Here is a 24055-nt window from a genome sequence, read left to right on the forward strand (position 1 = left end):
CGATGGGGCCAGAGCGGTCACCACCACTGCGCGCGATGGGAACCCAGTTCAGCTGTTGGAAGGGCCCACTGCAACGGCGTTCCGGTGATTTTTAGCGGCACATGCAGCCGATGTGCTGGCCCCCAGGGCGTTTGCTCAACCAACAGGCCTTGATCCTTGTCGTCCTCAGCACGCAGCGTTTCATCCGTTCCTGCACCGTTTTCAATCAACAACTTCGCCGTGCGCGCCAACGACAATCTGGCTGACCCAGCACGTCCCAATAAAGTAATCGCCGCCGCCGCCATCAAGTACCCGGTCGCATGATCCAGCGCCTGTACCGGCAAGGGCATCGGCTTGTCCGCGTTCTTCCACCGCATCCCCGCCTCGGCGATCCCGCTACTCATCTGCACCAGGCTGTCGAAGCCGCGACGGTTCTGCCACGGACCGCTCCAGCCGTAGGCGTTGAGGCACACATCAACCAGGCCGGGCGCCAGTTTTTGCCGCTCGGCGACACCGTAACCCAACCTTTCCAGTGCGTCGGCGCGGTAGCCGTGGAGCAAAATGTCGGCGTCCTTGAGCAGGCTGTCGAACACGGCTCGATCGTCAGGGGTGTGCAGGTCCAGCCTTGCGCAGCGCTTGCCCAGCGTGACTTCCGGCACCACGCCCGGTTCGTTCCAGGTCGGCGGGTCGATGCGCAAGACATCGGCGCCGAGGCCCGCGAGAAAACGACTGGCAATGGGCCCCGCGAGCACGCGCGTAAGGTCCAGCACTTTGATCCCGGCCAGCGGTTGCGCCACCGAGCCTTTCCAGGATTTCGGTGGTTGCGGGTTACCGGCGCTGAACTGAATCAACGGCTCGGCGTTTACGGCCAAGCCCTGGGGGTGCGCTTGCCATTGCGCCCAGGTACGCATTTCAGCGGCGCAGCCACCGGCGTCGACCACGGCCTGTTCCAGATCGGTTTTCGACCATTGCGCAACCTTGCTCGCCACGTCTGCGCGGTCGGCACACGCGCCGAGCACGCTTTCGGCGGCGGCGCGATGATGAGGTGCGTTGGTGTGCAGGCGGATCCAGCCATCCTTGGTCGCATAGTCGCCAGCAACCGGGTCCCAGAGTGGTGGAACGCTCCAGCCGACGGGGCGGATCGACGTTGCGAACCAGAAGGAGGCCAGGCGCCGGTCGACTTCAAGGTTGGGCAAGCGACCGGTCTGCTGCTGCAGTAATTCGCTGGCAGCCTGGCCGGCGGCGGCGATGCTGGCGCAGGCGAGGTCGGTGACGGCGAACGCCGAGGGCAGGGCGCCACTCGAGGTGAGCGGAATCGGGGTGCGGGGCAAGCCGAGTGCGGCTTGAATGGACGTGAGTAAACCAGTCATCGAAGGCCCTCCGGAACGAGAGCCCGATCATAGATCAAAAAAATGCCCGGCCGGATGAAATCCCCAAGTGTCGACCGAACATCTGAACCCGTGGGAGCTGGCTTGCCTGCTCCCACCGTATTGTGTGCGGGTTCTCTACACCCGGAACTGATCCATCAATTTCATCTGGTGGTTGGTCAGGGCGTTGAGCTGGCTGCTGATCTGCGCCGATTCGGTGGCCTGGCCGGTCAGGGTTTCAGTGACGGTGCGGATCGCCGAGACGTTGCGGTTGACCTCTTCGGCCACGGCGCTTTGCTGTTCGGCGGCGCTGGCGATTTGCAGGTTCATGTCGCTGATCACGGTGACCGCGTCGCTGATTTTGCTCAAGGCTTGCACGGCTTGCTGGATCTGCCCGGCGTTGCTGTGGGCCTGGGTCTGGCTCGAATGCATGGTGGCGACCACGCCGCGGGTGCCCGATTGGATGCGTTCGATGACGAGGCGGATTTCTTCCACCGAATCCTGGGTGCGTTTGGCGAGGTTGCGCACTTCGTCGGCCACCACCGCAAAGCCGCGACCGCTTTCCCCGGCACGGGCCGCTTCGATGGCGGCGTTCAGCGCCAGCAAGTTGGTCTGTTCGGCGATGCTGCGGATGACTTCGAGCACCGAACCGATCTGCTCGCTGTTGACCGCCAAGGCTTCGACTTCGGTGACCGCCTTGCTGACTTCGTCGGCCAGTTGATTGATGTCGCGAGTGCTGCGTTCGATGATCGACATGCCATCGCGGGCCGATTGATCCGCACCTTTGGCCGCGTTTGCCGCGCTCGATGCGCTGTTGGCGACATCGTGGGCGGTGGCGCTCATTTCGTTGGAGGCCGTGGCCACCTGGTCGATTTCGCGGAACTGCACCTGCATGCCTTCGCTGGTCTGGCGGGCGATTTCAGAAGACTGGTCGGCGGTGCCACGGGCGTCGGTGATGCTCTGTTTGATCTGGGCGATGGTCGGTTGCAGCTTGTCGAGGAATCGGTTGAACCAGCTGACCAGTTCCCCCAGTTCATCTTTCTTGCTGTAGTGCAGACGCTGCGTCAGGTCGCCGTCGCCACTGGCAATTGCCTTGAGCATCTCGGCCACGCTGTTGATCGGCCGGGTCACGCCCGATGCGGTGAGCCAGATCAGCAACAGACCGACGAGGCCGGCAGCGACGGCCACCAGCACCGCTTTGATCGTGCCGCTTTGCTGGGCGTCATCGAGGACCGCTTGCAGCTTCACCGAATCGGCCAGCAGCACTTGTTTCGGCAGGTCGATCACCACGCCCCAGGCTCTGGAGTCACTGATCGGGCTGACCGGGTACACCGCACGAATCACATCACCTTGTTCGAGAATTTTCGGTGCGCCACCGCTGAGCAATTGCAGGACATCCTTGCCCTCTGCACCCAGGGTCTCACCGATACTTTTGCCGACCTTGCTCGCGTCGATGCTGTAACCGGCGAGCACGCCGCTGCCGGAGACAATCAGCATGTGCCCGGTGTTGTTGAACAGGTCACGCTGGGAATCGATAGCCGCGGCCTGCAGCGCGTCGAGGGCGATGTCCACACCGACCACGCCGATGGATTTGCCGTCCACCAGCAGCGGGACGGAAATGGTGGTCATCAGCATTTCCTTGCCGCCGACGGTGTCGGCGTACGGGTCCAGCAGGCAGGTACGCTTGCTGTCGCGAGGGCAGGTGTACCAGCTGTTGTAAGGCGTGCCGCTGAGGCTCAAGGTGGTTTTGGTCATGTCGTCTTCGACCATGATCGTGTTGAGCGCGGCACCGCCGGCGCGGCTCCAGTAACTGGCGAAACGACCGGCTTCGTTGGACTGGCGAGCGGCGTCATTGGCGAACTCGCTGTCCTTGCCGTCCAGGCCGTTGGGCTCGAACGCCAGCCAGATCCCCAGCACTTTGCTGTTGCGCTCGAAGGCGGTTTTCAGGCTCTGGTTCAACTCTTCACGCAGGGCACCGGCTTCAAGCGAACGCTTGGCCGCCATGTTGCGCATGTCCTTGATCTGGTCCGCCAGGGCGGTCACCACCAGCAGGCTTTCGCCGAACGTTTTCTGCACCCGCACCGCCTGCTCGGCGGCCTTGGCCTGAAGCAGGTCCTGCACGCTGTCGGTGAGCATTTTGCTGCTGGAGGTGCTGACCAGTTCATCGTTCTGGTTGGTCTCGTAGAAGTTCATGCTGACGATCAGGACGATCACGCCCAGGAGGCAGAGTCCGGAGAGCAGAACGATTTTCAGGCGGATGGACAGAGAGTCGAACATAGGACGAGCTCGCAAATGAATGAGGTGTTGACTGTGAGTCGAGGTCGACCCGGTTCGCCAAATCCATTCAGCGCCATTCATTGCAATCGGCGAGGGGCGGGGATGCATGATGGTGGCTCCGACGAACGGTCATGGTTTAACGTTTGCGCGGAAAAATGTGCCGAAAAGCGGCGTAAAACGGAGGAAAATCGCGGTGTTGTCAGGAGGGTGACGGCATTGATTCCGGGCGTGACCAGATCCACAGATTGCCCAGGCTCATGCCGGCGATGGCGAGGTAAACCGGCCAGCCGTGATCGAGCATGAGCCACATCACAGCGGCGCACAGCAGCATGCTGAGGGTGGCGCTGACCTTGGCGCGACGTGCGACGATCTTGCCGTTGCGCCAGTTGTAGAGGATCGGACCGAACAATCGGTGGTTTTCCAGCCAGGCGCTCAGGCGCGGCGAACTCCTGGTCGCGGCCCAGGCGGCCAGCAGGATGAACTCGGTGGTGGGCAGGCCGGGGACGACGATGGCGACCAGGCCGATACCCAGACTGATGTAAGCCAGTAGACCGAAGAGGAGGCGGGCGAGTTTGTTGGGAACGGGTAGAGGCATGGGCTCGGGCGAACGCGTGTCAGGCTTGATGGAGAATCTTGCGAGTTGCTCAGTTTCTGTGGGAGTGGGCTTGCCCGCGATGGCGGATTAACATTCAACACAGAGGCTGAATGTTATATCGCTTTCGCGGGCAAGCCCCCACAAGGGCGTGCATTCAGTCAGGCGAGTTCGGGGGTGGTGGCGTAAGCCTGTTCAAGCAACACCGTGAACCGGTTGAACGCAGCGATGGCGCCTTTATCCAGCTCGGCCTCTTCCTGCTCGGTGAACTCCAGGCCATCCAGGGTCTTGACGAAGCTTTTCCAGCCTTCGGCGCGGCCACCGGCCGGTTCGCCGAGGTGACGGGCGCCGAAGGTTTCGCTCAGGCCCAGGCCGACCGCACGTTTGATCAGGAACGCTGCGCCAAGCTTCGAGCCTTCGGAAACAAACAACCACCCCAATGCTTCGGCCTTGCCCGGATTCTTCACTGCGCCCGCGACGGGCGCCGGCACTTCGGTTTCCAGATCGGCCAGGTCAGCCTTGGCCGCTTCGGCACGGCAGCGTGCCGCCAGATCAGGAACGATGGCGATCAGTTCGGCATCGTTGTACAGCCCCACCAGTTCCGACTGGAACCAATACTGCGCCACCACGAAACGGGCGAAACTGGCCTGGGTTTCGAACGGCGCGTGGGCTTTGACCAGCGCATCGAGTCTGGTGTGGGGTTCGTTGGTGATCTGGTTCAAACGTTGCGAACGCAAAGCCGGGTGTTGAGCAGTGTCCTGGGTCGTCATGAGAAATCCTTGAAGAAAAGAGGCGCCTGGTAACGAGACGAACAGGAAGGCGCCTGAGCGTAAAAAAAACTCACTGTGCGGCTCTATAAAATGCCGCGCAGCGAGAGGGCAGGATCAGATGTCCCAGACCAGGTTGACGGCAAAGTTGCGCCCCGGCTGAGTCAGGCGATCCAGGTTGGCCGGGCTGATGACCGACGCCTCGCCGACGCCGTCGTAACCGCGCACGTCATCCCACAGCCAGTACTTCTTGTCGGTCAGGTTGTAGACCCCGGCGCTGACAGTCACGTCGTCGGTCACCTTGTAGAAACCGGTCAGGTCCAGCACGCCGAAACCCGGCGATTTGAACTGGCTGCTGACGCCGTCCGGCGACTTGAATGTGCTGTCGTCGACACGATCCTTCTTTTTCACCAGCGTCCAGCTGAGCAAGCCACCGTAGTTGTCCTGGTCGTAACCGAGGCCGAACACACCGGTCAGCGGGTTGACGCTGTTGATCGGTTCACCGTTGTCGTTGTTGCGACCGTAGGCATAGGCCACCGAGCCTTGGGTATACAGCCCTTGTGGCGCGCCGAATACGTCGAGGTTCAGACGGCCCTTGACCTCTGCGCCCTTGATGGTGGCGTGCTTGATGTTGGCGCTCTGGAAAGTCAGCTCGCTGTAACCGGGGGTGATGGCGTCCTCTTCGATGAAATCGCGGTACTTGTTGTAGAACACGGCGACATCAAAGGAGCCGGATTCGAATTGACCGCGCAGGCCGGTCTCGAAGCCTTTGCTGGTTTCCGGCTCGAGGTTCGGGTTCGGTTCCACGCGATACCCGGTGGTGGTGTTCTCGAAGCGCCCGAACAGTGCCTTGGCCGTCGGCGTGCGGAAGCCTTCGGCGTACTGGCCGTACCAGGTGTAGTGGTCGGTCAGGGCGTAGGTCAGACCGAATTTCGGCGACACGCGGTGCCAGGTCTTGGTGTCGTCACTGACAGTACCGCCAGGGGTAGCCGCCACCGTATTCATGAATTCCTGGGTGATGTGCGGCTTGAGCTGGGTGTAGTCGTAGCGCAAGCCCGGCAGGAAGGTCCATTTGTCCCAGCTGATCTGATCCTGGGCAAACAGGCTGTAGGTATTGACGGTCGGGTCCGGGAAGTCGCTGGATTTTTTCAGGACATCCAGTGGGCTGACGGCACCGACGACGCGGCAGGTACCAAAGGACTGGTAGCAGGTGCCGTTGCCGCTGCGCGAACCGGTGACTTTCTGTTGCTTGATCGTGGTGCCGTAGGTCAGCAGGTGCTCGGTGTCGGCAATGCTGAAAGCCTTGTCCAGTTGTGCGTCAAACACCCACTGCTTTTCTTCGTAGAGGGTTTCCCGGGTGCGCAACACTTTGCGCGAGAACGGGAAGTAGAACTCTTCGGTGCTCTGGTCCGTTTTGGCGACCTGATGGTTCAGGCTCCACTTGACGTTGTCGACCAGCAGGCTGTCGAGGGCGAAGCTGTGTTCCAGGCCGAAACGCTCGCGGGTGACGGTGTCATTGCCGGTGCGCCACTGGTACATGCCGCCGGGCAGCGTACTGTTCGGAACGGTTGGTGCGCCTTGGAAGTAAGGACCGCCGTAGGCACTTTTCTGATCGGTGTCACGATCGTCCTTGTACTTTTCGTAGGTCAGGCCCAAACGCGAATCTTCGTTGTAGTTCCAGCCGATCTTGGCCAGCACGTTGCTGGTGCGCACGTCTTCCGGGTTGGCGGCGGTGCGCGCCAGGCCGGTGCCGTTGTGGCTGCCGTAGGATTCGGTTTCGTGACCGTCGCGTTGGCTGTAATGCAGCAAGCCATCGAACTGGTCGGCGCGACCGGCCACGGTGGCAGACTTCAGCCAGCTGTCGTCGGCAGAGCTGTAGCCGGTTTTCAGGCGGGCGCCGACGTCCTTGCCGGGCTTGATGATGTCGTCCGGGTCGAGGGTGAAATAGCTGACCGCGCCACCGATGGCGTTGCTGCCATAGAGCACCGAGGCCGGACCACGCAGGATTTCGACGCGCTTGATGATCTCCGGGTCGACGTAGTTGCGCTGGGTCTTGGCGTAGGGGCCGTTAAAGAAATCGTTCGGCACTTCGACGCCATCGACCTGGGTCAGGATCCGGTCACCGTCGATGCCACGGATGTTGTAGCCACTGATCCCGCCGCGCTGACCGGCGCCACCCACCGAAACACCGGGTTCGTAGCGCACCAGATTCTTGATGGTGTTGACGTTGTTGCGGTCCAGCTCTTCGCGGGTGTGAACAGTGACGGTGCCAGGCACGCTTTCGACGCTTTGTTCCTGGCGAGTGGCGCTGATGGTCACCTGTTGCAGGTTAAGGGCGGCGCTGCTCTGGCGCTTCTCCAGGACGATGTTGTTGTTGCCCAGTTTGCGATAGCTCAGTTGGGTCCCCACCAACAGGCGATCCAGGGCTTTCTCCGGCGACAGGGACCCGCGCACGCCCGGCGATGCCACGCCTTGCCCCAGCTCCGCCGGCAAGCCGACCTGCCAGCCCGTCACGGCAGTAAAGGCATTGAGTGCCGAGACCAGCGACTGTTGCGGGATGGCGAACGCGTAATCGCCCATGTTGCGTGTCGGCTGCTCGGGGGCGGTGGCGGCCATGAGCGGCGCGCTGCCGGCCATGAGGATCGCGGCGGTCAACAGCGAGAGCACGCGGGACGGTGAAGAGGAGTGGCGGGTAAGGCGAGAGGACATCGATAGCGCTCCGTGTCGCACGAATCTTTATAGGTGCTGACTGGCATCTGAAGATGCGAATCAATTGCATTGGCTATAACGAGACGTACGGGCTTCGACTATCGAGTAAAAATAATTCTCATTTAGTTCAGGATCACCAGCGCCGGGAATTCCTGGAGCCTCGCCGAGGTGATGTGCGCCAGCGAGCGGACCACGTCCAGCGGCTGGTCGAGACGGTAATTGCCGGTTACGGCGACGTCTGCCAACTGTTCGTTGGTGTTGATGATCCAGCCCGGGTAGTAGCGCTGCAGCTCCGCCAGCACCTGGCTTAGCGGGCAATTCTCGAACACCAGTCGGCCCTGGACCCAGGCCAGGTCCGTCGCGGCATCGAGCTTGGCGGGCCGGTCGAAACCGTTGGGGCCGATGCGGATGCTTTCGCCGGCGGACAAGCGGATTCGCGCGTCGTCGCGAGTCGCGCGCAAATCGACATCGCCGCGCTGCACGCGAACCTGGGTCACGCCATCGAGGTAACGCACGGCGAACGCCGTGTCGTGCACGCTGGCCTTCACCGGGCCGGCATCGATTTCCAATGGCTGGCCGAGACGGGCCGGCACGTCGAAAAACGCTTCGCCCTGATACAAGCGGGCGACACGCCTTTGATCATTGATAGTGCTGGAGAACGCCGAATTGGTATTGAGCAGGACCTTCGAGCCGTCTTCCAGTTGCAGGCGCTGACGTTCACCGACCACGGTCAAGTGATCGGCCTGAAGGCGCATCGGCAAACTGCTGAAGCTGAACAAACCGAGGATCAGCACGGCAGCGGTGGCCAACGGTTTCCAATGCGGGCGCAGGCGCGACAGCACGGTCACCTTGGGTGGCAGGGTGGCCAGGTTTTGCGCACAGTGCACGACTTGCGGGCCATCCCAGATTGCCTGGGCCTTGGCGAACGCCTCGGCATGCAAGGGGGCGGCGTCCAGCCATTCGTTGAACTGGCGAGCCTGTTCTTCGCTCGGACTGCCCATGACGATCAACCAGTCCAAAGCCTGGTCCATCGCGCTTGCGGCGTCCCGCGCCGGGGAGGGCGGAGGGGAGCGGTGGGTGTCCGTCACGGTGTTTCCTCGGCGGTGTCTGTGCACGGCTGTTTTTTAGTGAAGCCTGAAATCGGGCAAGGGTAGCAAAGCCTGGCGTGCTCAGTCGCCGTTTAACCGCTCGGCGACACCGATGCAGATGGCCATGATCAGCTTCAACTCCTTTTGCACGGTGCTCAACGACACACCGAGCTTCTCGGAGATCTCCAGATAACTGTGCCCGTGCAGGCGACTGAGGATGAAGATCTGTTGCTGGCGGGCACTGAGTTCACCGAGGCTCACGTTCAAACGCTCCAGCAATTGTTCGGCATGGGCGGCGTCCTCGGCACTGCTGGCGGGGGCGGCGATACTTTCCACCACGTCCGCCGGCACGTCGTCGAGCATCGTGCGGGACTGAATGCGCCGCGCACGCAAATGGTCCAGCGCCAGGTTGCGGGCGGTCTGGAAAACGAAGGGTTCAAGGTGATCGATGGATCGCTCGCCGAGCGCTCGGGTCACGCGCAGGTAGGTTTCCTGCAGCAGGTCTTCGGCGGTGCTGTGATTGTTGACCATCCGCTCCAATGTGCGCAGCAAGGAAACCCGCTGGGCGATGAAGACGTGATTGAAGCGCGATTGACTCACGGGGGGACCTGATCCATTTCGAGCAAATGATAATGCTTATCATCCGCTCGAGTGGTCAAGTATTCATTTGTGAAGGTTTAAGCTCGGCCCAGCAAATAAGTCGCGTAATCGGGGATGCGTTGTGAGTGCGCCTGCTCCATCAGTGGACTGCTGAGCAGGTAGTCGGCGCTGCATTCGTTGCAGGCCACCGGAATGTTCCAGACCGCAGCAACCCGTAGCAACGCCTTGATGTCCGGGTCGTGGGGTTGCGGTTCGAACGGGTCCCAGAAGAACACCAGCATGTCGACCCGCTGTTCGGCGATTCGCGCGCCGAGTTGCTGGTCGCCGCCCAATGGACCGCTGATCATGCTCTCCACCGGCAGGTCGAGGCGTTGTTGCAACAACAGCCCTGTGGTGCCAGTGGCGACCAGCTCATGTTGAGCGAGCTTGTCTTTGTGCCGCTCGGCCCAGTCCAGCAAAAACACCTTGCAGTGGTCATGGGCGACCAGGGCGATACGCTTGCGCGCCGCCACGGTCTTTTGCGTAAAGCTGATTCCGATCATGGGTGCTGCTCCAGGACGTAATGAACGACGCAAATACCCGTAGGAGCTGCCGCAGGCTGCGATCTTCTGATCTTGATTTTCAGCAATCCCGAAAAGATCAAGATCAAGAGATCGCAGCCTGCGGCAGCGCCTACTCGTAAGCTTCGCCTACTCGTAAGCTTCGCTTACTCGGCGTTGCACAGCGCCAGGCAGTTATCGAGCATGCGGTTGGAGAAGCCCCATTCGTTGTCGTACCAGGCCAGTACCTTGAGCAGCTTGCCGCTGGACTTGGTGTGGTTGGCGTCGAAAATCGACGACAGCGGGTTGTGGTTGAAGTCGCTGGAGACCAGCGGCAGGGTGTTGTAGCCCAGAATTTTCGAATGCTGGCTGGCTTCCTTGAGCAGCGCGTTCACTTCATCGGCCGACGCTTCGCGTTTCAGTTGCACGGTCAGGTCCACCAGCGAGACGTTGATCACCGGAACGCGCACGGCCATGCCGGTCAGTTTGCCCGCCAGTTCCGGCAGCACCAGGCCGACCGCTTCAGCGGCGCCGGTCTTGCTCGGGATCATGTTCTGAGTGGCCGAACGGGCGCGGTACGGGTCGGTGTGATAGACGTCGGTCAGGTTCTGATCGTTGGTGTAGGCGTGAATCGTGGTCATCAGGCCGCTTTCAATGCCCAGCTCGCGGTGCAGGACCTGAGCCACTGGCGCCAGACAGTTGGTGGTGCACGACGCATTGGAAATAATCTGGTGGGATTGGCGCAATATGTCGTGGTTAACCCCATAAACCACGGTGGCGTCGGCGCCTTTGGCCGGGGCCGAGATGATCACTTTGCGTGCGCCGGCCGTAATATGCGCAGCGGCTTTGGCCCGGTCGGTGAACAAACCGGTGCATTCGAACACGACGTCAATCTTTTCAGCGGCCCAGGGCAGCTCGGCCGGGTTGCGAATGGCACTGACAGCAATACGGTCGCCGTTGACGGTCAGGCTTTCCTGATCGTGCTGGACATCGGCATCGAACGTGCCGTGAACGGTGTCGTACTTGAGCAGATGGGCATTGATTGCGCTGTCGCCCAGATCGTTGATGGCCACGATCTGCAGATCCTGGCGATAGCCTTGGGTATACAGTGCGCGCAGGACGTTGCGGCCAATTCGGCCAAAACCATTGATTGCGATTCGAAGAGTCATTTAACAGGGCCGCCGTCGTTTTGTTGTTGGAATTACAAGATTATTCGCATAAAAATAGAAAACAAGCCTTTTTAATGGCAATATTTTGTTCAATCTACAACGAGTGACCTGAATCAACTGGTCCGACCGATCAAGAAAACCGTCTGTCATCCCGACAACAACGGCTCTTGCTCAGCATAGACAATCAGGTCGCCACATCCGTTAGCCTGGAGTTCTACACATGCATCCCCGCGTCCTTGAGGTCACCGAACGGCTTATCGCCCGCAGCCGCGCAACCCGCGAGGCTTACCTTGCGCTCATTCGCGGTGCAGCCAGCGACGGTCCGATGCGCGGCAAGCTGCAATGCGCCAACTTCGCCCATGGCGTGGCCGGCTGCGGCACTGAAGACAAGCACAGCCTGCGGATGATGAACTCCGCAAACATTGCGATTGTTTCGTCATATAACGACATGCTTTCGGCGCACCAGCCGTACGAAGTCTTCCCTGAACAGATCAAGAAAGCCCTGCGCGAGATTGGCTCTGTCGGCCAGTTCGCCGGTGGCACCCCGGCCATGTGCGATGGCGTGACCCAGGGCGAGCCGGGCATGGAACTGAGCCTGCCGAGCCGTGAAGTGATCGCGCTGTCCACCGCTGTTGCCCTTTCCCACAACATGTTCGACGGCGCGCTGATGCTCGGCATCTGCGACAAGATCGTCCCGGGCCTGATGATGGGCGCGCTGCGTTTCGGTCATCTGCCGATGATCTTCGTGCCGGGCGGGCCGATGGTCTCGGGCATCTCCAACAAGCAGAAAGCCGATGTGCGCCAGCGCTATGCCGAAGGCAAGGCCACTCGCGAAGAGCTGCTGGAATCGGAAATGAATTCCTATCACAGCCCCGGCACCTGCACTTTTTACGGCACCGCGAATACCAACCAGCTGCTGATGGAAGTCATGGGTCTGCACTTGCCGGGCTCGTCTTTCGTCAACCCGAACACGCCACTGCGCGATGCCCTGACCCGCGAAGCGGCGCATCAAGTGACGCGCCTGACCAAGCAGAATGGCAACTTCATGCCGATCGGCGAAATCGTCGATGAGCGTTCACTGGTCAACTCCATCGTGGCACTGAACGCCACTGGCGGTTCGACCAACCACACCTTGCACATGCCGGCCATCGCCATGGCCGCCGGTATTCAATTGACCTGGCAGGACATGGCCGACCTCTCCGAAGTCGTGCCGACCCTGAGCCACGTCTACCCGAATGGCAAAGCCGACATCAACCACTTCCAGGCCGCGGGCGGCATGTCGTTCCTGATCCGCGAGCTGCTGGACGCCGGTCTGCTCCACGAAAACGTCAACACGGTCCTGGGCCATGGCCTGAGCCGCTACACCCAGGAACCGTTCCTCGATAACGGTGAGTTGGTCTGGCGCGAAGGCGTGACCGAAAGCCTCGACGAAACCATCCTGCGTCCAGTCGCTCGAGCGTTCTCGCCTGAGGGCGGTTTGCGGGTGATGGAAGGCAACCTCGGTCGCGGCGTGATGAAAGTCTCGGCGGTGGCACTGGAAAACCAGATCGTCGAAGCACCGGCAATGGTGTTCCAGGATCAGCAGGACCTGGCCGATGCGTTCAAGGCCGGTTTGCTGGAGAAAGATTTTGTCGCGGTGATGCGCTTCCAGGGCCCGCGCTCCAACGGCATGCCGGAACTGCACAAGATGACGCCGTTCCTTGGCGTGCTGCAGGATCGCGGCTTCAAAGTCGCGCTGGTCACCGACGGGCGCATGTCCGGTGCGTCGGGGAAAATCCCGGCGGCGATACACGTCAGCCCTGAAGCTCATGTGGGCGGTGCTTTGGCGCGGGTGCAAGAGGGCGATATCATTCGCGTCGATGGCGTCAAAGGCACCCTGGAGCTTAAGGTGGACGCCGACGAATTCGCGGCGCGCGAACCTGCCAAGGGCCTGTTGGGCAACAACATTGGCAGCGGTCGTGAGCTGTTTGGTTTCATGCGCATGGCCTTCAGCTCCGCAGAGCAGGGCGCCAGCGCCTTTACTTCTGCCCTGGAGACGCTTAATTGAAACTGGCTTTGGTCGGTGACATCGGTGGGACCAACGCACGATTCGCGTTGTGGAAAAACCAGCAACTGGAATCGGTCCAGGTGCTGGCGACGGCCGATCACGCCAGCCCGGAAGAGGCGATTGCGATCTACCTGGGCGGGCTCGGTCTGGCGCCGGGTTCGATCGGTTCGGTGTGCCTGTCGGTGGCGGGACCGGTGAGCGGTGATGAATTCAAGTTCACCAACAATCACTGGCGCCTCAGCCGCAAGGCGTTTTGCCAGACCTTGCAGGTCGATCGACTGCTGCTGGTCAATGACTTCTCGGCGATGGCGCTGGGCATGACCCGTTTGCAACCGGGCGAATTCCGCGTGGTGTGCGAAGGCACGCCGGAACCGTTGCGGCCGGCGGTGGTGATTGGTCCCGGCACGGGCCTGGGCGTTGGCACCTTGCTCGACCTGGGCGAGGGCCGCTTTGCTGCGTTACCGGGCGAGGGGGGGCACGTCGATTTGCCGTTGAGCAGCCTGCGTGAAACGCAATTGTGGCAGCACATCTTCAATGAGATTGGGCATGTCAGCGCTGAAACGGCGTTGAGCGGCGGCGGCTTGCCGCGCGTCTATCGGGCGATTTGTGCGGTGGACGGGCACACGCCTGTGCTCGAAACGCCGGAAGCGATTACCGCTGCCGGTCTGGCGGGTGATCCGATTGCGCTGGAAGTGCTGGAGCAGTTCTGCTGCTGGCTCGGTCGAGTGGCCGGCAACAACGTACTGACCACGGGTGCACGAGGCGGTGTTTACATCGTTGGTGGGGTGATTCCACGGTTTGCCGATTTTTTCATTGAAAGTGGTTTTGCCCGGTGCTTTGCTGACAAAGGCTGCATGAGCCATTACTTCAAGGGGATTCCGGTGTGGCTGGTGACAGCGCCGTATTCCGGGCTGGTGGGCGCGGGTGTGGCGCTGGAACAATCCAGCCTCGCCTGAAAAAAATAACGTGTGGCAAGGGAGCTCGCTCCCGCAGGGGTGCGCAGCAGCCGCAAAACCTGACACCAGGAGTCGTCAGTCAGGCTGTAATCATCAGGTTTGGGAGCGCTTCGCGCTCCAGCGGGAGCAAGCTCCCTCGCCACAAATGCTTACTCGTTTTCAAATCTTCATCAGGCATAATCCGCCCAATTCCAATAACAAGGACGCCGCCCCGTGAGCTCAGTCAACAAGTCGATTTTGTTGGTCGATGACGATCAAGAGATACGCGAGTTGCTGGACACCTACCTGACCCGCGCGGGTTTTCAGGTGCGCACCACGCCCGACGGCGCCGGTTTCCGCCAGGCGCTGAACGAGGCGCCGAGCGATCTGGTGATCCTCGACGTGATGCTGCCCGACGAAGACGGCTTCAGCCTCTGCCGCTGGATCCGCCAGCACCCGCGGCAGGCGCAGGTGCCAATCATCATGCTCACCGCCAGCTCCGACGAAGCCGACCGCGTCATCGGCCTGGAACTGGGCGCCGACGACTACCTCGGCAAGCCCTTCAGCCCCCGTGAATTGCAGGCGCGCATCAAAGCCTTGTTACGTCGTGCGCAGTTCGGTCAGGAGCGTTCCGGCAGTGAAGTACTGGCGTTCGATGACTGGCGGCTGGACATGGTCAGCCATCGGCTGTTCCACATCGATGGCGAGGAAGTGATTCTGTCCGGCGCCGATTTCGCCCTGCTGAAACTGTTCCTCGATCACCCCCAGGAAATCCTCGACCGCGACACCATCGGCAACGCCACCCGTGGCCGCGACCTGATGCCGTTGGACCGGATCGTCGACATGGCGGTCAGCCGTTTGCGCCAGCGCCTGCGCGATACCGAAAAACCGCCGCGGCTGATCCGCACGGTGCGTGGTAGCGGCTACCAACTGGCAGCCAATGTGGTTGCCAGCAATGGTCACTGAGTTTTTCCGCAAGCTTGCGGCCAAGGTGCCCGTGCCACGTTCGCTGCTCGGGCGGATGTTGTTGCTGACGTTGCTGGCGGTGCTGTTCGCCCAGGCGTTGTCGAGTGTGATCTGGGTTTCGCAACTGCGCGCTACGCAGCTCGAAGGCCTGGTCACCAGCGCCCGCAGCCTCGCCCATTCGATGACCGCCAGTGTCAGTTATTTCCGCTCGTTGCCGGTTGCCTTCAGGCCGCTGGTGCTAGACCAGTTACGCAGCATGGGCGGCACCCGTTTTGTCGTGACCCTCAACGACAAACCCTTGGGCATGGATGTGCTGCCGGTCACCCCGCGCAAAGAAGCGGTGCTCAAGGCGGTGGATCAGGTGTTGCGCGATTCCCTCGGCCACGACACGGATATCTCGGTGACCTTCGTCAGCCCCGAGGATCTGCGGATCTTCAATAGCGGCCTGAAACTCGATGAGCTGCCGCGTTCCTGGGCGCATTACGCACTGACCCTGGAGCCAGTGAACCCGCCGGTGCTGGTCACGCAAATCCAGATGGCGCCGGGGGAATGGCTGTACATCGCTTCGCTGCTGCCCGAGCCGTACACCAGCCTTGAGGAGCAAGGTCTGCCAGCGCAACAAGTCTGGTTCATCGTCCTCACGAGCGGTTTCTTGCTGTTGTTCATCGGCCTGCTGGTGCATTGGCAAAGTCGTCCGCTCAAACGCCTGGCGCGGGCAGCGCGAGACATGTCCCTCGGTGCCGAGGTCGAACCGGTGCCCGAGGGCGGCGGCAGTGAAGTGGTTGAAGTGGGCCGCGCTTTCAATGCCATGCGCGAGCGCATCAGTCGTTACTTGACTGAACGCAGCCAGTTGTTCAGCGCAATCTCACATGATTTGCGCACACCGATTACCCGCTTGCGGCTAAGGGTTGAATTGCTTGAAGACGAAAAGCTGCAAGCCAAGTTCGGGCGCGATCTGGATGAGCTGGAACTGCTGGTCAAAGGCGCGTTGCAATGCGTGAAAGACACCGACATCCACGAAAACATCGAACCGGTAGACCTCAACCATGTGCTCGATTGCCTGGTGGAGCCGTACCTGGCGCCCAACGGCAATGGTCGCGTGACCCAGCAGGGGCGGGCACTGGCGGCGTATCCGGGCAAGCCGCTGGCGCTCAAGCGTTGTATCGGCAACCTGATCGACAATGCCCTGAAGTACGGACAGAACGCGCACTTGCATATCGATGACGACGAGAACGCATTTGTCCTGCATGTCGATGACGAAGGTCCGGGTGTGCCGGAGCAGCGTCTGGAGCAGGTGTTCGAGCCGCACTTTCGCCTGGCCGGGCAGCAGCAGGGTTATGGGTTGGGGTTGGGGATTGCGCGCAACATTGCCCATAGCCATGGTGGGGAAGTCAGCCTGCAGAATTTGCGTGAAGGTGGATTGCGGGTGACCTTGCAGTTGCCGCGCTCAGTCGATTGACACCGACCCTGTGGCGAGGGAGCTTGCTCCCTCGCCACAGGTGATCACTCGCTGCAGTGAATGTCACCACCCGGTGACATAACTCGCCCCCTTCGTTACAAGCCCGTCCCCGCCCGTTGTTTAGACTGCCCGCAGTCATAACAACAAAAAAGGCACCCCATGGACACCTTCCAACCCGCCTTCAGCAGTTGGCTGAACGCACCGGCCCATCAGCAATGGCTCGCTACCGAAGGCCTGCGCCTGCTGGCGTTTGCCAAGGCCTCGAAGCTCCCCGAAGGCTTCGGCAATCTCGATGAAAAAGGCCGCCTCCCGGCCAACGCCCACGCCGAAACCATGAACACCGCGCGCATGACCCACAGCTTTGCCATGGCGCATATCCAGGGCCTGCCGGGTTTCGCCGAGCTGGTGGATCACGGCGTCCAGGCACTCAGCGGCCCGTTGAAGGATGCCGAACACGGTGGCTGGTTCGCCGCCCCTGAACACCGCGACGGCAACACGGGCAAAGCGGCTTACCTGCACGCGTTCGTCGCCCTCGCTGCCAGTTCTGCGGTAGTCGCGCAACGCCCCGGCGCGCAAGCCTTGCTCGATGACGCGATCAACATCATCGACACGCATTTCTGGAGCGAGAAGGAGGGCGCGATGCGTGAATCCTTCAACCGCGACTGGAGTGAAGAAGAACGCTACCGCGGTGCCAACAGCAACATGCACGCCACCGAAGCCTTCCTCGCACTGGCCGATGTCACTGAAGACAACCGCTGGTTGTGCCGCGCGCAACGGATCGTCGAGCGCGTGATCCATGGTCACGCCGCCGCCAACGATTACCTGGTGGTCGAGCATTTCGACCACGACTGGCAGCCGCTGCGCGAGTACAACCATGACAACCCGGCCGACGGTTTTCGTCCTTACGGCACCACGCCGGGCCACGGTTTCGAATGGGCGCGGCTATTGCTGCACCTCGAAGCGGCGCGGGTGCAGGCGGGGATGCTGACGCCGGGCTGGCTCGCCACCGACGCGCAAAAACTCTTCGAACACAACTGCCGTCACGGCTGGGAAATCGATGGTCTGCCGGGGATTGTCTACACCCTCGACTGGGACAACCGCGCAGTGGTTCGCCATCGCCTGCACTGGACCCATTGCGAAGCCAGCGCCGCCGCCAGCGCGTTGCTCAAACGCACGGGCGAGGCGCACTACGAAACCTGGTACCGACTGTTCTGGGACTTTTGTGACAGTCATTTCATCGATCGATGCGATGGCAGTTGGCACCATGAACTCGATCCGCAGAACCGTCCGAGTGCGGATATATGGGCCGGTAAACCCGATCTCTATCACGCCTGGCAAGCCGTGCTGATTCCGCGCCTGCCACTGGCGCCGAGCATGGCCAGTGCCTTGGCGAGGTTGTCCCAGAGCGGTTCTATGTAACCATGCGGTGACATTCACGCGTCCCTTCGTTACCTGCGAGGGGATGACTCCTGTTTAAAATCCTATGCAGCGCAAGCACCAGACTTGCATGCATAACAACAAGAAAGGTAATTCTAGATGAATGCGATTTCTCGCCTCGCTACTGTCATTTCTCTTGCCTCATTGCTTCCAATCTCTGCATTCCCCCTCAGTGCACTTGCCGCCGATTCCAAGGGTTCGGTAGAAGTCGTTCACTGGTGGACCTCCGGCGGCGAAAAGGCTGCGGTCGATGTGCTCAAGGCCCAAGTCGAAAAAGACGGCTTCACCTGGAAGGACGGCGCTGTTGCCGGTGGTGGCGGTGCGACGGCCATGACCGTGCTCAAAAGCCGCGCCGTTGCCGGTAACCCGCCGGGCGTAGCGCAGATCAAAGGTCCGGACATCCAGGAATGGGCGTCCACCGGCTTGCTCGATACCGACGTCTTGAAAGACACCGCTAAATCCGAGAAGTGGGACAGCCTGCTCGACAAGAAAGTCTCCGATACCGTGAAATACGAGGGTGACTACGTGGCCGTGCCGGTGAACATTCACCGGGTCAACTGGCTGTGGATCAACCCGGAAGTCTTCAAGAAAGCCGGGATCGAAAAAGCCCCGACCACCCTTGAAGAGTTCTACGCCGCTGGCGACAAACTCAAGAAAGCGGGCTTCATCGCCCTTGCCCACGGCGGCCAGCCTTGGCAGGACAGCACCGTGTTCGAAGCGGTGGTGCTTTCGGTCATGGGCGTCGACGGCTACAAGAAAGCCCTGGTGGACCTGGACAACGCTGCGCTGACCGGCCCTGACATGGTCAAGGCGCTGACCGAGCTGAAGAAAGTCGCGACCTACATGGACGTCGATGGCAAAGGCCAGGACTGGAACCTGGAAGCGGCCAAGGTCATCAACGGCAAGGCCGGCATGCAGATCATGGGTGACTGGGCCAAGAGCGAGTGGACAGCGGCCAAGAAAGTCGCCGGCAAGGACTACGAGTGCGTAGCTTTCCCGGGCACCGAAAAAGCGTTCACCTACAACATCGACTCCCTGGCCGTGTTCAAGCAGAAAGACCAGGGTACTGCTGCCGCTCAGCAGGACATTGCGAAAATCGTGCTGGGTGAAAACTTCCAGAAAGTCTTCAGCATCAACAAGGGCTCGATCCCGGTTCGAAACGACATGCTGAGCGACATGGGCAAGTACGGTTTCGACGCCTGCGCCCAGACCGCGGCCAAGGACTTCCTGGCAGACGCCAAGTCCGGCGGCCTGCAGCCGAGCATGGCGCACAACATGGCGACCACGCTGGCGGTACAGGGTGCGTTCTTTGATGTCGTGACCAACTTCATCAACGACCCGAAAGCCGATCCGGCCACGGCCGCCAAGCAACTGGGCACGGCCATCAAGGCTGCCAAGTAATGCTTGGCCTGTAGGCGCGAGCCTGCTCGCGATAGCGGAGTGTCAGGTACTCAATGTGCGACTGACACAGCGCAATCGCCAGCAGGCTGGCTCCCACAGGGAATGCGCTTGTAATCCTTTCTCTACATACTGGATTTTCCCATGAGTTCTGTTGCTGTGTTCAGCAAGGCCTCGCCGTTCGATGCATTGCAGCGCTGGCTCCCCAAACTGGTGCTGGCGCCCAGCATGTTCATCGTTCTTGTGGGCTTTTATGGCTACATCCTGTGGACGTTCGTGCTGTCGTTCACCAGTTCGACCTTTCTGCCGACTTACAAGTGGGCGGGTCTGGCGCAGTACCAGCGGCTGTTCGACAACGACCGTTGGTGGGTGGCGAGCAAGAACCTCGCGGTGTTCGGCGGCATGTTCATCGGCATCACCCTGGTGATCGGTGTGCTGCTGGCGGTGTTTCTTGACCAGCGTATTCGCCGCGAAGGCTTCATTCGCACCATCTACCTGTACCCGATGGCGCTCTCGATGATCGTCACCGGCACGGCCTGGAAGTGGCTGCTCAACCCGGGCATGGGCCTGGACAAATTGTTGCGTGACTGGGGCTGGGAAGGCTTTCGCCTGGACTGGCTGATCGATCCCGATCGCGTGGTGTATTGCCTGGTGATCGCTGCGGTATGGCAAGCCTCGGGCTTCATCATGGCGATGTTCCTCGCCGGCCTGCGTGGGGTTGATCAATCGATCATCCGTGCCGCCCAGATCGATGGTGCGAGCATGCCGCGCATCTACCTCAAAGTGGTGTTGCCGAGCCTGCGTCCGGTGTTCTTCAGCGCCGTGATGATCCTCGCTCACATCGCGATCAAGAGTTTCGACCTGGTGGCGGCGATGACGGCCGGTGGCCCGGGTTACTCCTCCGACCTGCCTGCGATGTTCATGTACTCCTTCACGTTCAGTCGCGGCCAGATGGGCATGGGCTCGGCCAGTGCGATTCTGATGCTCGGTGCGATTCTCGCAATCATCGTGCCTTACCTGTACTCCGAGCTGAGGACCAAGCGTCATGACTAGTTTCGCTGCCAAACCTTCCATCAGCCTGAGTCGCATCGCGATCTACGGCGTGCTGATCCTGGCGGTATTGCTTTACCTGATACCGCTGGTGGTCATGCTGTTGACCAGTTTCAAGACACCGGAAGACATCAACACCGGCAACCTGCTGAGCTGGCCGACCGTGGTCAGCGGCATTGGCTGGGTCAAGGCCTGGGGCACCGTCGACGGGTATTTCTGGAACTCGATCAAGATCACCGTCCCGGCGGTGCTGATCTCCACCGCCATCGGCGCGCTGAACGGCTATGTGCTGTCGATGTGGCGCTTTCGCGGTTCGCAGTTGTTCTTCGGCCTGCTGCTGTTCGGTTGCTTCCTGCCGTTCCAGACCGTCCTGCTGCCGGCCTCGTTCACGCTCGGCAAAATGGGCCTGGCCAGCACCACCACGGGCCTGGTGTTCGTGCACGTGGTCTACGGGCTGGCGTTCACCACGCTGTTTTTCCGCAACTACTACGTCAGCGTTCCCGATGCGCTGGTGAAGGCCGCACGGCTGGATGGCGCGGGTTTCTTCACCATCTTCCGGCTGATCATCCTGCCGATGTCCACCCCGATCATCATGGTCTGCCTGATCTGGCAGTTCACCCAGATCTGGAACGACTTCCTGTTCGGCGTGGTGTTCTCCAGCGGTGATTCGCAACCGATCACGGTGGCGCTGAACAACTTGGTCAACACCAGTACCGGGGCCAAGGAATACAACGTTGATATGGCGGCGGCGATGATCGCCGGGCTGCCGACCCTGCTGGTCTATGTGGTCGCAGGCAAGTATTTCGTGCGCGGTCTCACGGCCGGCGCAGTCAAGGGGTAATCATGGCAACGCTCGAACTTCGCAACGTAAACAAGACTTATGGCCCCGGCCTGCCGGACACCCTCAAGAACATCGAACTGTCGATCAAGGACGGTGAGTTCCTGATCCTGGTCGGTCCTTCGGGCTGCGGCAAATCGACCCTGATGAATTGCATCGCCGGCCTTGAAACCATCACCGGCGGCGCGATCATGATCGGTGATCAGGACGTCAGCGGCATGAGCCCCAAAGACCGTGACATCGCCATGGTGTTCCAGTCCTACGCGCTGTACCCGACCATGAGCGTTCGCGAGAACATCGCCTTCGGCTTGAAAATCCGCAAAATGCCTGCCGCCGACATCGAAGCGGAAGTGGCGCGGGTCGCCAAGCTGTTGCAGATCGAACACTTGCTCAATCGCAAGCCGGGCCAGCTCTCCGGTGGCCAGCAACAGCGCGTGGCGATGGGCCGTGCGTTGGCGCGGCGGCCGAAGATTTACCTGTTCGACGAACCGCTGTCCAACCTCGACGCCAAGCTGCGCGTCGAAATGCGCACCGAAATGAAACTGATGCACCAGCGCCTGAAAACCACCACGGTCTACGTGACCCACGACCAGATCGAAGCGATGACGCTGGGCGATAAAGTGGCGGTGATGAAGGACGGGATCATCCAGCAGTTCGGCACGCCGAAAGACATCTACAACAACCCGGCCAACCTGTTCGTGGCGAGCTTCATCGGTTCGCCGCCGATGAACTTCATCCCCCTGCGTTTGCAGCGCAAGGACGGTCGTCTGGTGGCGCTGCTCGACAGCGGTCAGGCGCGTTGCGAATTGCCATTGGGCATGCAGGACGCAGGGCTCGAAGACCGCGAAGTGATCCTCGGCATGCGTCCGGAACAGATCGTGCTGGCGGGTAGCGAGCCGAACGGTTTGCCGACCATTCGCGCCGAAGTCCAGGTCACCGAACCGACCGGTCCCGACACACTGGTTTTCGTCAATCTCAACGACACCAAAGTCTGCTGCCGCCTGGCGCCGGACGTTGCACCGGCCGTGGGCGAGACCCTGACCCTGCAATTCGATCCATCGAAAGTGCTGCTGTTCGATGCCAAGACCGGGGAGCGCCTGGGGGTGGCCGGTCTGCCAAAGACCGAAGTGCACAGCGCCAACGTGACTCAATTCAAAGGCCGCTGAAGATCAAATGTGGGAATGGGGTTGTGTGGGAGCTGGCCTGCCAGCGATGGCATCAAATCGGTTCGACATTAAACCGAGTCGTTTGCATCGCCGGCAGGCCAGCTCCTACAAAAGCCCGGTCTCACAGGGGCATATGCGGTGAGCGGCCTGTCGCTCTTCGCAACTGATGTAACCGCGTTAGATAAAAACAGTTAATAACAATAAAACGAGGATGTAGGGATGAAGAAGAACAAAAACGCTCAGCTTATCTGCCAGTTGTCGGCGATTGCGGCAATGATGCTGGCTGGCAGTGTGCACGCGGCTGACGCGTTCAGCGCCGATTCCGAATGGATGACCGGCGATTGGGGTGGTGAGCGGACCAAGCTGATCGAGCAGGGCATCGACATCAAGATGGACTACGTCGGTGAAGTGGGCAGCAACCTCCACGGCGGCTACAACAACGACAAGACGGCGCGTTACGCCGACCAGTTCGGCCTGGGCGTGGCGCTCGACCTGCAAAAGCTGTGGGGCTGGGATAACACCCAGGCGAAGATCCAGCTGACCAACCGTAATGGTGAAAACATCTCCAATGACCGTGTTGGCGACCCGCGTGCCGGCACCTTGAGTTCCTCCCAGGAAGTCTACGGTCGCGGCCATATGGTTCGTTTGACCCAGTTGTGGATCAAGCACCAGTTCCTCGACGGCAAACTGGACGTCAAGGCCGGTTACTTCGGCGAAGGCGAAGACTTCAACACCTTCCCTTGCGAGTTCCAGAACCTGGCATTCTGCGGTTCCCAGGTGGGTAACTGGGCGACCAACATCTGGTACAACTGGCCCGTCAGCCAGGCCGCAATCCGCGTAAAGTACAACATCTCGCCCGAGTTCTATGCGCAGATCGGCGCGTACAACCAGAACCCGTCGCAACTGGAACACGGCAACGGCTTCAAGCTTAGCGGCAGTGGTACCAAGGGCACCGTGTTGCCGGTCGAACTGGTCTGGTTGCCTAACCCGAACAACCTGCCGGGCGAATACCGTGTCGGTTACTACAAAAGCACGGCCAGCGCCGATGACGTTCGTGAAGACGACAACGGCAATGATGCGGCCACCAGCGGCAACGCTTACCGCAGCCACAGCAGCAAGTCCGGCTACTGGTTCGTGGCGCAGCAACAGCTGACCGACCACAACGGTGACAAAAGCCGTGGTCTGACCGTATCGGCCAACGCCACGTTCCACGACAAGGACACCAACGTCGTCGACAACTATCAGTCGTTGATGTTTGTGTACAAGGGCCCGTTCGATGCACGTCCGAAAGATGACGTCGGTATCGGTTTCGCCCGTATCCATGTCAACGATGACGTGAAGAAAAACGCCGAGCTGGTCAACGCCGACAATGGTGTCACCCAGTACGAAGATCCGCGGTTTGCGCCACTGCGTGACACTGAATACAACTACGAGATCAACTACGGCTTCCACGTTACCAACTGGCTGACCGTGCGTCCCAACCTGCAATACATCACTCACCCGGGCGGTGTGGATGAAGTCGACAACGCGCTGGTGGCCGGCCTGAAAATTCAGTCGGTGTTCTAACGCTGTTGCGATAAGCTCCTCTCTATGTGCGCATTTTTGCGGACAGCCCAGGCTGTCCGCTTTTTTTTGGGGGCGGCGCACCCCGGTGACAGATGATTTTCAGGAC

At 60.8% G+C, this 24055-nt stretch carries 19 protein-coding genes and 1 pseudogene; 10 read left to right on the top strand and 10 right to left on the bottom strand.

Annotated features, from left to right (window positions below; translation table 11 throughout):
- Nucleotides 1-17: 17 nt before the first annotated feature.
- From ACM6IQ_RS00700 to gap, 10 genes and pseudogenes are all read right to left on the bottom strand, one after another.
- A complete protein-coding gene (locus tag ACM6IQ_RS00700) occupies nucleotides 18-1349 on the bottom strand; it encodes a CoA transferase (RefSeq protein ID WP_414877880.1) in 1332 nt (443 codons plus the stop codon).
- A gap of 135 nt (nucleotides 1350-1484) precedes the next feature.
- A complete protein-coding gene (locus tag ACM6IQ_RS00705) occupies nucleotides 1485-2240 on the bottom strand; it encodes a methyl-accepting chemotaxis protein (RefSeq protein ID WP_375379892.1) in 756 nt (251 codons plus the stop codon).
- A 150-nt stretch (nucleotides 2241-2390) separates the two neighbouring features.
- A pseudogene (locus ACM6IQ_RS00710) lies at nucleotides 2391-3731 on the bottom strand (chemotaxis protein); the annotation flags it as partial.
- 91 nt (nucleotides 3732-3822) lie between these two features.
- A complete protein-coding gene (locus ACM6IQ_RS00715) occupies nucleotides 3823-4218 on the bottom strand; it encodes a YbaN family protein (RefSeq protein WP_414877881.1) in 396 nt (131 codons plus the stop codon).
- Nucleotides 4219-4376: 158 nt separating this feature from the next.
- Nucleotides 4377-4985: a biliverdin-producing heme oxygenase gene (locus ACM6IQ_RS00720; RefSeq protein ID WP_414877882.1), complete on the bottom strand. Its 609-nt coding sequence runs from the start codon at nucleotides 4983-4985 to the stop codon at nucleotides 4377-4379.
- Nucleotides 4986-5099: 114 nt separating this feature from the next.
- Complete coding sequence (locus tag ACM6IQ_RS00725; protein WP_414877883.1) at nucleotides 5100-7691, bottom strand: TonB-dependent receptor; 2592 nt, start codon at nucleotides 7689-7691, stop codon at nucleotides 5100-5102.
- A gap of 122 nt (nucleotides 7692-7813) precedes the next feature.
- The gene (locus ACM6IQ_RS00730; protein ID WP_414877884.1) at nucleotides 7814-8779 is read right to left on the bottom strand and encodes a FecR family protein; all 966 of its coding nucleotides are present in this window, start codon (nucleotides 8777-8779) and stop codon (nucleotides 7814-7816) included.
- An 81-nt stretch (nucleotides 8780-8860) separates the two neighbouring features.
- Nucleotides 8861-9379 carry an RNA polymerase sigma factor gene (locus ACM6IQ_RS00735; protein ID WP_414877885.1) on the bottom strand — a complete coding sequence of 173 codons (519 nt, stop codon included), beginning with the start codon at nucleotides 9377-9379 and terminating at the stop codon, nucleotides 8861-8863.
- Nucleotides 9380-9456: 77 nt separating this feature from the next.
- The gene (locus ACM6IQ_RS00740; protein WP_017340440.1) at nucleotides 9457-9921 is read right to left on the bottom strand and encodes a methylglyoxal synthase; all 465 of its coding nucleotides are present in this window, start codon (nucleotides 9919-9921) and stop codon (nucleotides 9457-9459) included.
- A gap of 164 nt (nucleotides 9922-10085) precedes the next feature.
- Nucleotides 10086-11087, bottom strand: a complete 1002-nt coding sequence (gene gap / locus ACM6IQ_RS00745) for a type I glyceraldehyde-3-phosphate dehydrogenase (protein WP_017340439.1) — start codon at nucleotides 11085-11087, stop codon at nucleotides 10086-10088.
- A 220-nt stretch (nucleotides 11088-11307) separates the two neighbouring features.
- Here gap and edd point away from each other — a divergent pair, with 220 nt between their 5' ends.
- From edd to ACM6IQ_RS00795, 10 genes are all read left to right on the top strand, one after another.
- Nucleotides 11308-13134 (top strand): phosphogluconate dehydratase, encoded by a 1827-nt coding sequence (gene edd / locus ACM6IQ_RS00750; RefSeq protein ID WP_017340438.1) that lies wholly within the window; start codon nucleotides 11308-11310, stop codon nucleotides 13132-13134.
- Nucleotides 13131-14090: a glucokinase gene (locus ACM6IQ_RS00755; RefSeq protein ID WP_414877886.1), complete on the top strand. Its 960-nt coding sequence runs from the start codon at nucleotides 13131-13133 to the stop codon at nucleotides 14088-14090. The genes edd and ACM6IQ_RS00755 overlap by 4 nt, the downstream gene beginning before the upstream one ends.
- 213 nt (nucleotides 14091-14303) lie before the next feature.
- The gene (locus ACM6IQ_RS00760) at nucleotides 14304-15035 is read left to right on the top strand and encodes a response regulator (protein WP_007903365.1); all 732 of its coding nucleotides are present in this window, start codon (nucleotides 14304-14306) and stop codon (nucleotides 15033-15035) included.
- Nucleotides 15025-16494, top strand: coding sequence for an ATP-binding protein (locus tag ACM6IQ_RS00765; RefSeq protein WP_017340436.1), 1470 nt, complete (start codon nucleotides 15025-15027; stop codon nucleotides 16492-16494). The genes ACM6IQ_RS00760 and ACM6IQ_RS00765 overlap by 11 nt, the downstream gene beginning before the upstream one ends.
- A gap of 159 nt (nucleotides 16495-16653) precedes the next feature.
- On the top strand, nucleotides 16654-17913 hold the full coding sequence (locus ACM6IQ_RS00770; RefSeq protein WP_414877887.1) for an AGE family epimerase/isomerase: 1260 nt from the start codon (nucleotides 16654-16656) through the stop codon (nucleotides 17911-17913).
- A 117-nt stretch (nucleotides 17914-18030) separates the two neighbouring features.
- Entirely contained in the window at nucleotides 18031-19332 is a 1302-nt protein-coding gene (locus ACM6IQ_RS00775; protein ID WP_017340434.1) for an ABC transporter substrate-binding protein, read from the top strand.
- Between the two features lie 141 nt (nucleotides 19333-19473).
- The gene (locus ACM6IQ_RS00780; protein WP_017340433.1) at nucleotides 19474-20382 is read left to right on the top strand and encodes a carbohydrate ABC transporter permease; all 909 of its coding nucleotides are present in this window, start codon (nucleotides 19474-19476) and stop codon (nucleotides 20380-20382) included.
- Complete coding sequence (locus tag ACM6IQ_RS00785; protein ID WP_017340432.1) at nucleotides 20375-21220, top strand: carbohydrate ABC transporter permease; 846 nt, start codon at nucleotides 20375-20377, stop codon at nucleotides 21218-21220. The genes ACM6IQ_RS00780 and ACM6IQ_RS00785 overlap by 8 nt, the downstream gene beginning before the upstream one ends.
- 2 nt (nucleotides 21221-21222) lie before the next feature.
- Complete coding sequence (locus ACM6IQ_RS00790) at nucleotides 21223-22383, top strand: ABC transporter ATP-binding protein (protein WP_017340431.1); 1161 nt, start codon at nucleotides 21223-21225, stop codon at nucleotides 22381-22383.
- A gap of 219 nt (nucleotides 22384-22602) precedes the next feature.
- Nucleotides 22603-23949 (top strand): carbohydrate porin, encoded by a 1347-nt coding sequence (locus tag ACM6IQ_RS00795; protein ID WP_414877888.1) that lies wholly within the window; start codon nucleotides 22603-22605, stop codon nucleotides 23947-23949.
- Nucleotides 23950-24055: the final 106 nt, after the last annotated feature.

This window comes from Pseudomonas sp. IT-P100, assembly GCF_949767185.1.
GTDB lineage: Bacteria > Pseudomonadota > Gammaproteobacteria > Pseudomonadales > Pseudomonadaceae > Aquipseudomonas > Aquipseudomonas fluorescens_B.

Excerpts from the sequence above, each read along its gene's own strand:
- ACM6IQ_RS00785 (WP_017340432.1), top strand. The coding sequence starts at position 20,375 with ATGACTAGTTTCGCTGCCAAACCTTCCATCAGCCTGAGTCGCATCGCG.
- ACM6IQ_RS00790 (WP_017340431.1), top strand. The coding sequence starts at position 21,223 with ATGGCAACGCTCGAACTTCGCAACGTAAACAAGACTTATGGCCCCGGC.
- ACM6IQ_RS00700 (WP_414877880.1), bottom strand. The coding sequence starts at position 1,349 with ATGACTGGTTTACTCACGTCCATTCAAGCCGCACTCGGCTTGCCCCGC.
- ACM6IQ_RS00725 (WP_414877883.1), bottom strand. The coding sequence starts at position 7,691 with ATGTCCTCTCGCCTTACCCGCCACTCCTCTTCACCGTCCCGCGTGCTC.
- edd (WP_017340438.1), top strand. The coding sequence starts at position 11,308 with ATGCATCCCCGCGTCCTTGAGGTCACCGAACGGCTTATCGCCCGCAGC.
- ACM6IQ_RS00720 (WP_414877882.1), bottom strand. The coding sequence starts at position 4,985 with ATGACGACCCAGGACACTGCTCAACACCCGGCTTTGCGTTCGCAACGT.
- ACM6IQ_RS00765 (WP_017340436.1), top strand. The coding sequence starts at position 15,025 with ATGGTCACTGAGTTTTTCCGCAAGCTTGCGGCCAAGGTGCCCGTGCCA.
- ACM6IQ_RS00775 (WP_017340434.1), top strand. The coding sequence starts at position 18,031 with ATGAATGCGATTTCTCGCCTCGCTACTGTCATTTCTCTTGCCTCATTG.
- ACM6IQ_RS00740 (WP_017340440.1), bottom strand. The coding sequence starts at position 9,921 with ATGATCGGAATCAGCTTTACGCAAAAGACCGTGGCGGCGCGCAAGCGT.
- ACM6IQ_RS00780 (WP_017340433.1), top strand. The coding sequence starts at position 19,474 with ATGAGTTCTGTTGCTGTGTTCAGCAAGGCCTCGCCGTTCGATGCATTG.
- ACM6IQ_RS00795 (WP_414877888.1), top strand. The coding sequence starts at position 22,603 with ATGAAGAAGAACAAAAACGCTCAGCTTATCTGCCAGTTGTCGGCGATT.
- ACM6IQ_RS00715 (WP_414877881.1), bottom strand. The coding sequence starts at position 4,218 with ATGCCTCTACCCGTTCCCAACAAACTCGCCCGCCTCCTCTTCGGTCTA.
- gap (WP_017340439.1), bottom strand. The coding sequence starts at position 11,087 with ATGACTCTTCGAATCGCAATCAATGGTTTTGGCCGAATTGGCCGCAAC.
- ACM6IQ_RS00705 (WP_375379892.1), bottom strand. The coding sequence starts at position 2,240 with ATGCAGGTGCAGTTCCGCGAAATCGACCAGGTGGCCACGGCCTCCAAC.
- ACM6IQ_RS00770 (WP_414877887.1), top strand. The coding sequence starts at position 16,654 with ATGGACACCTTCCAACCCGCCTTCAGCAGTTGGCTGAACGCACCGGCC.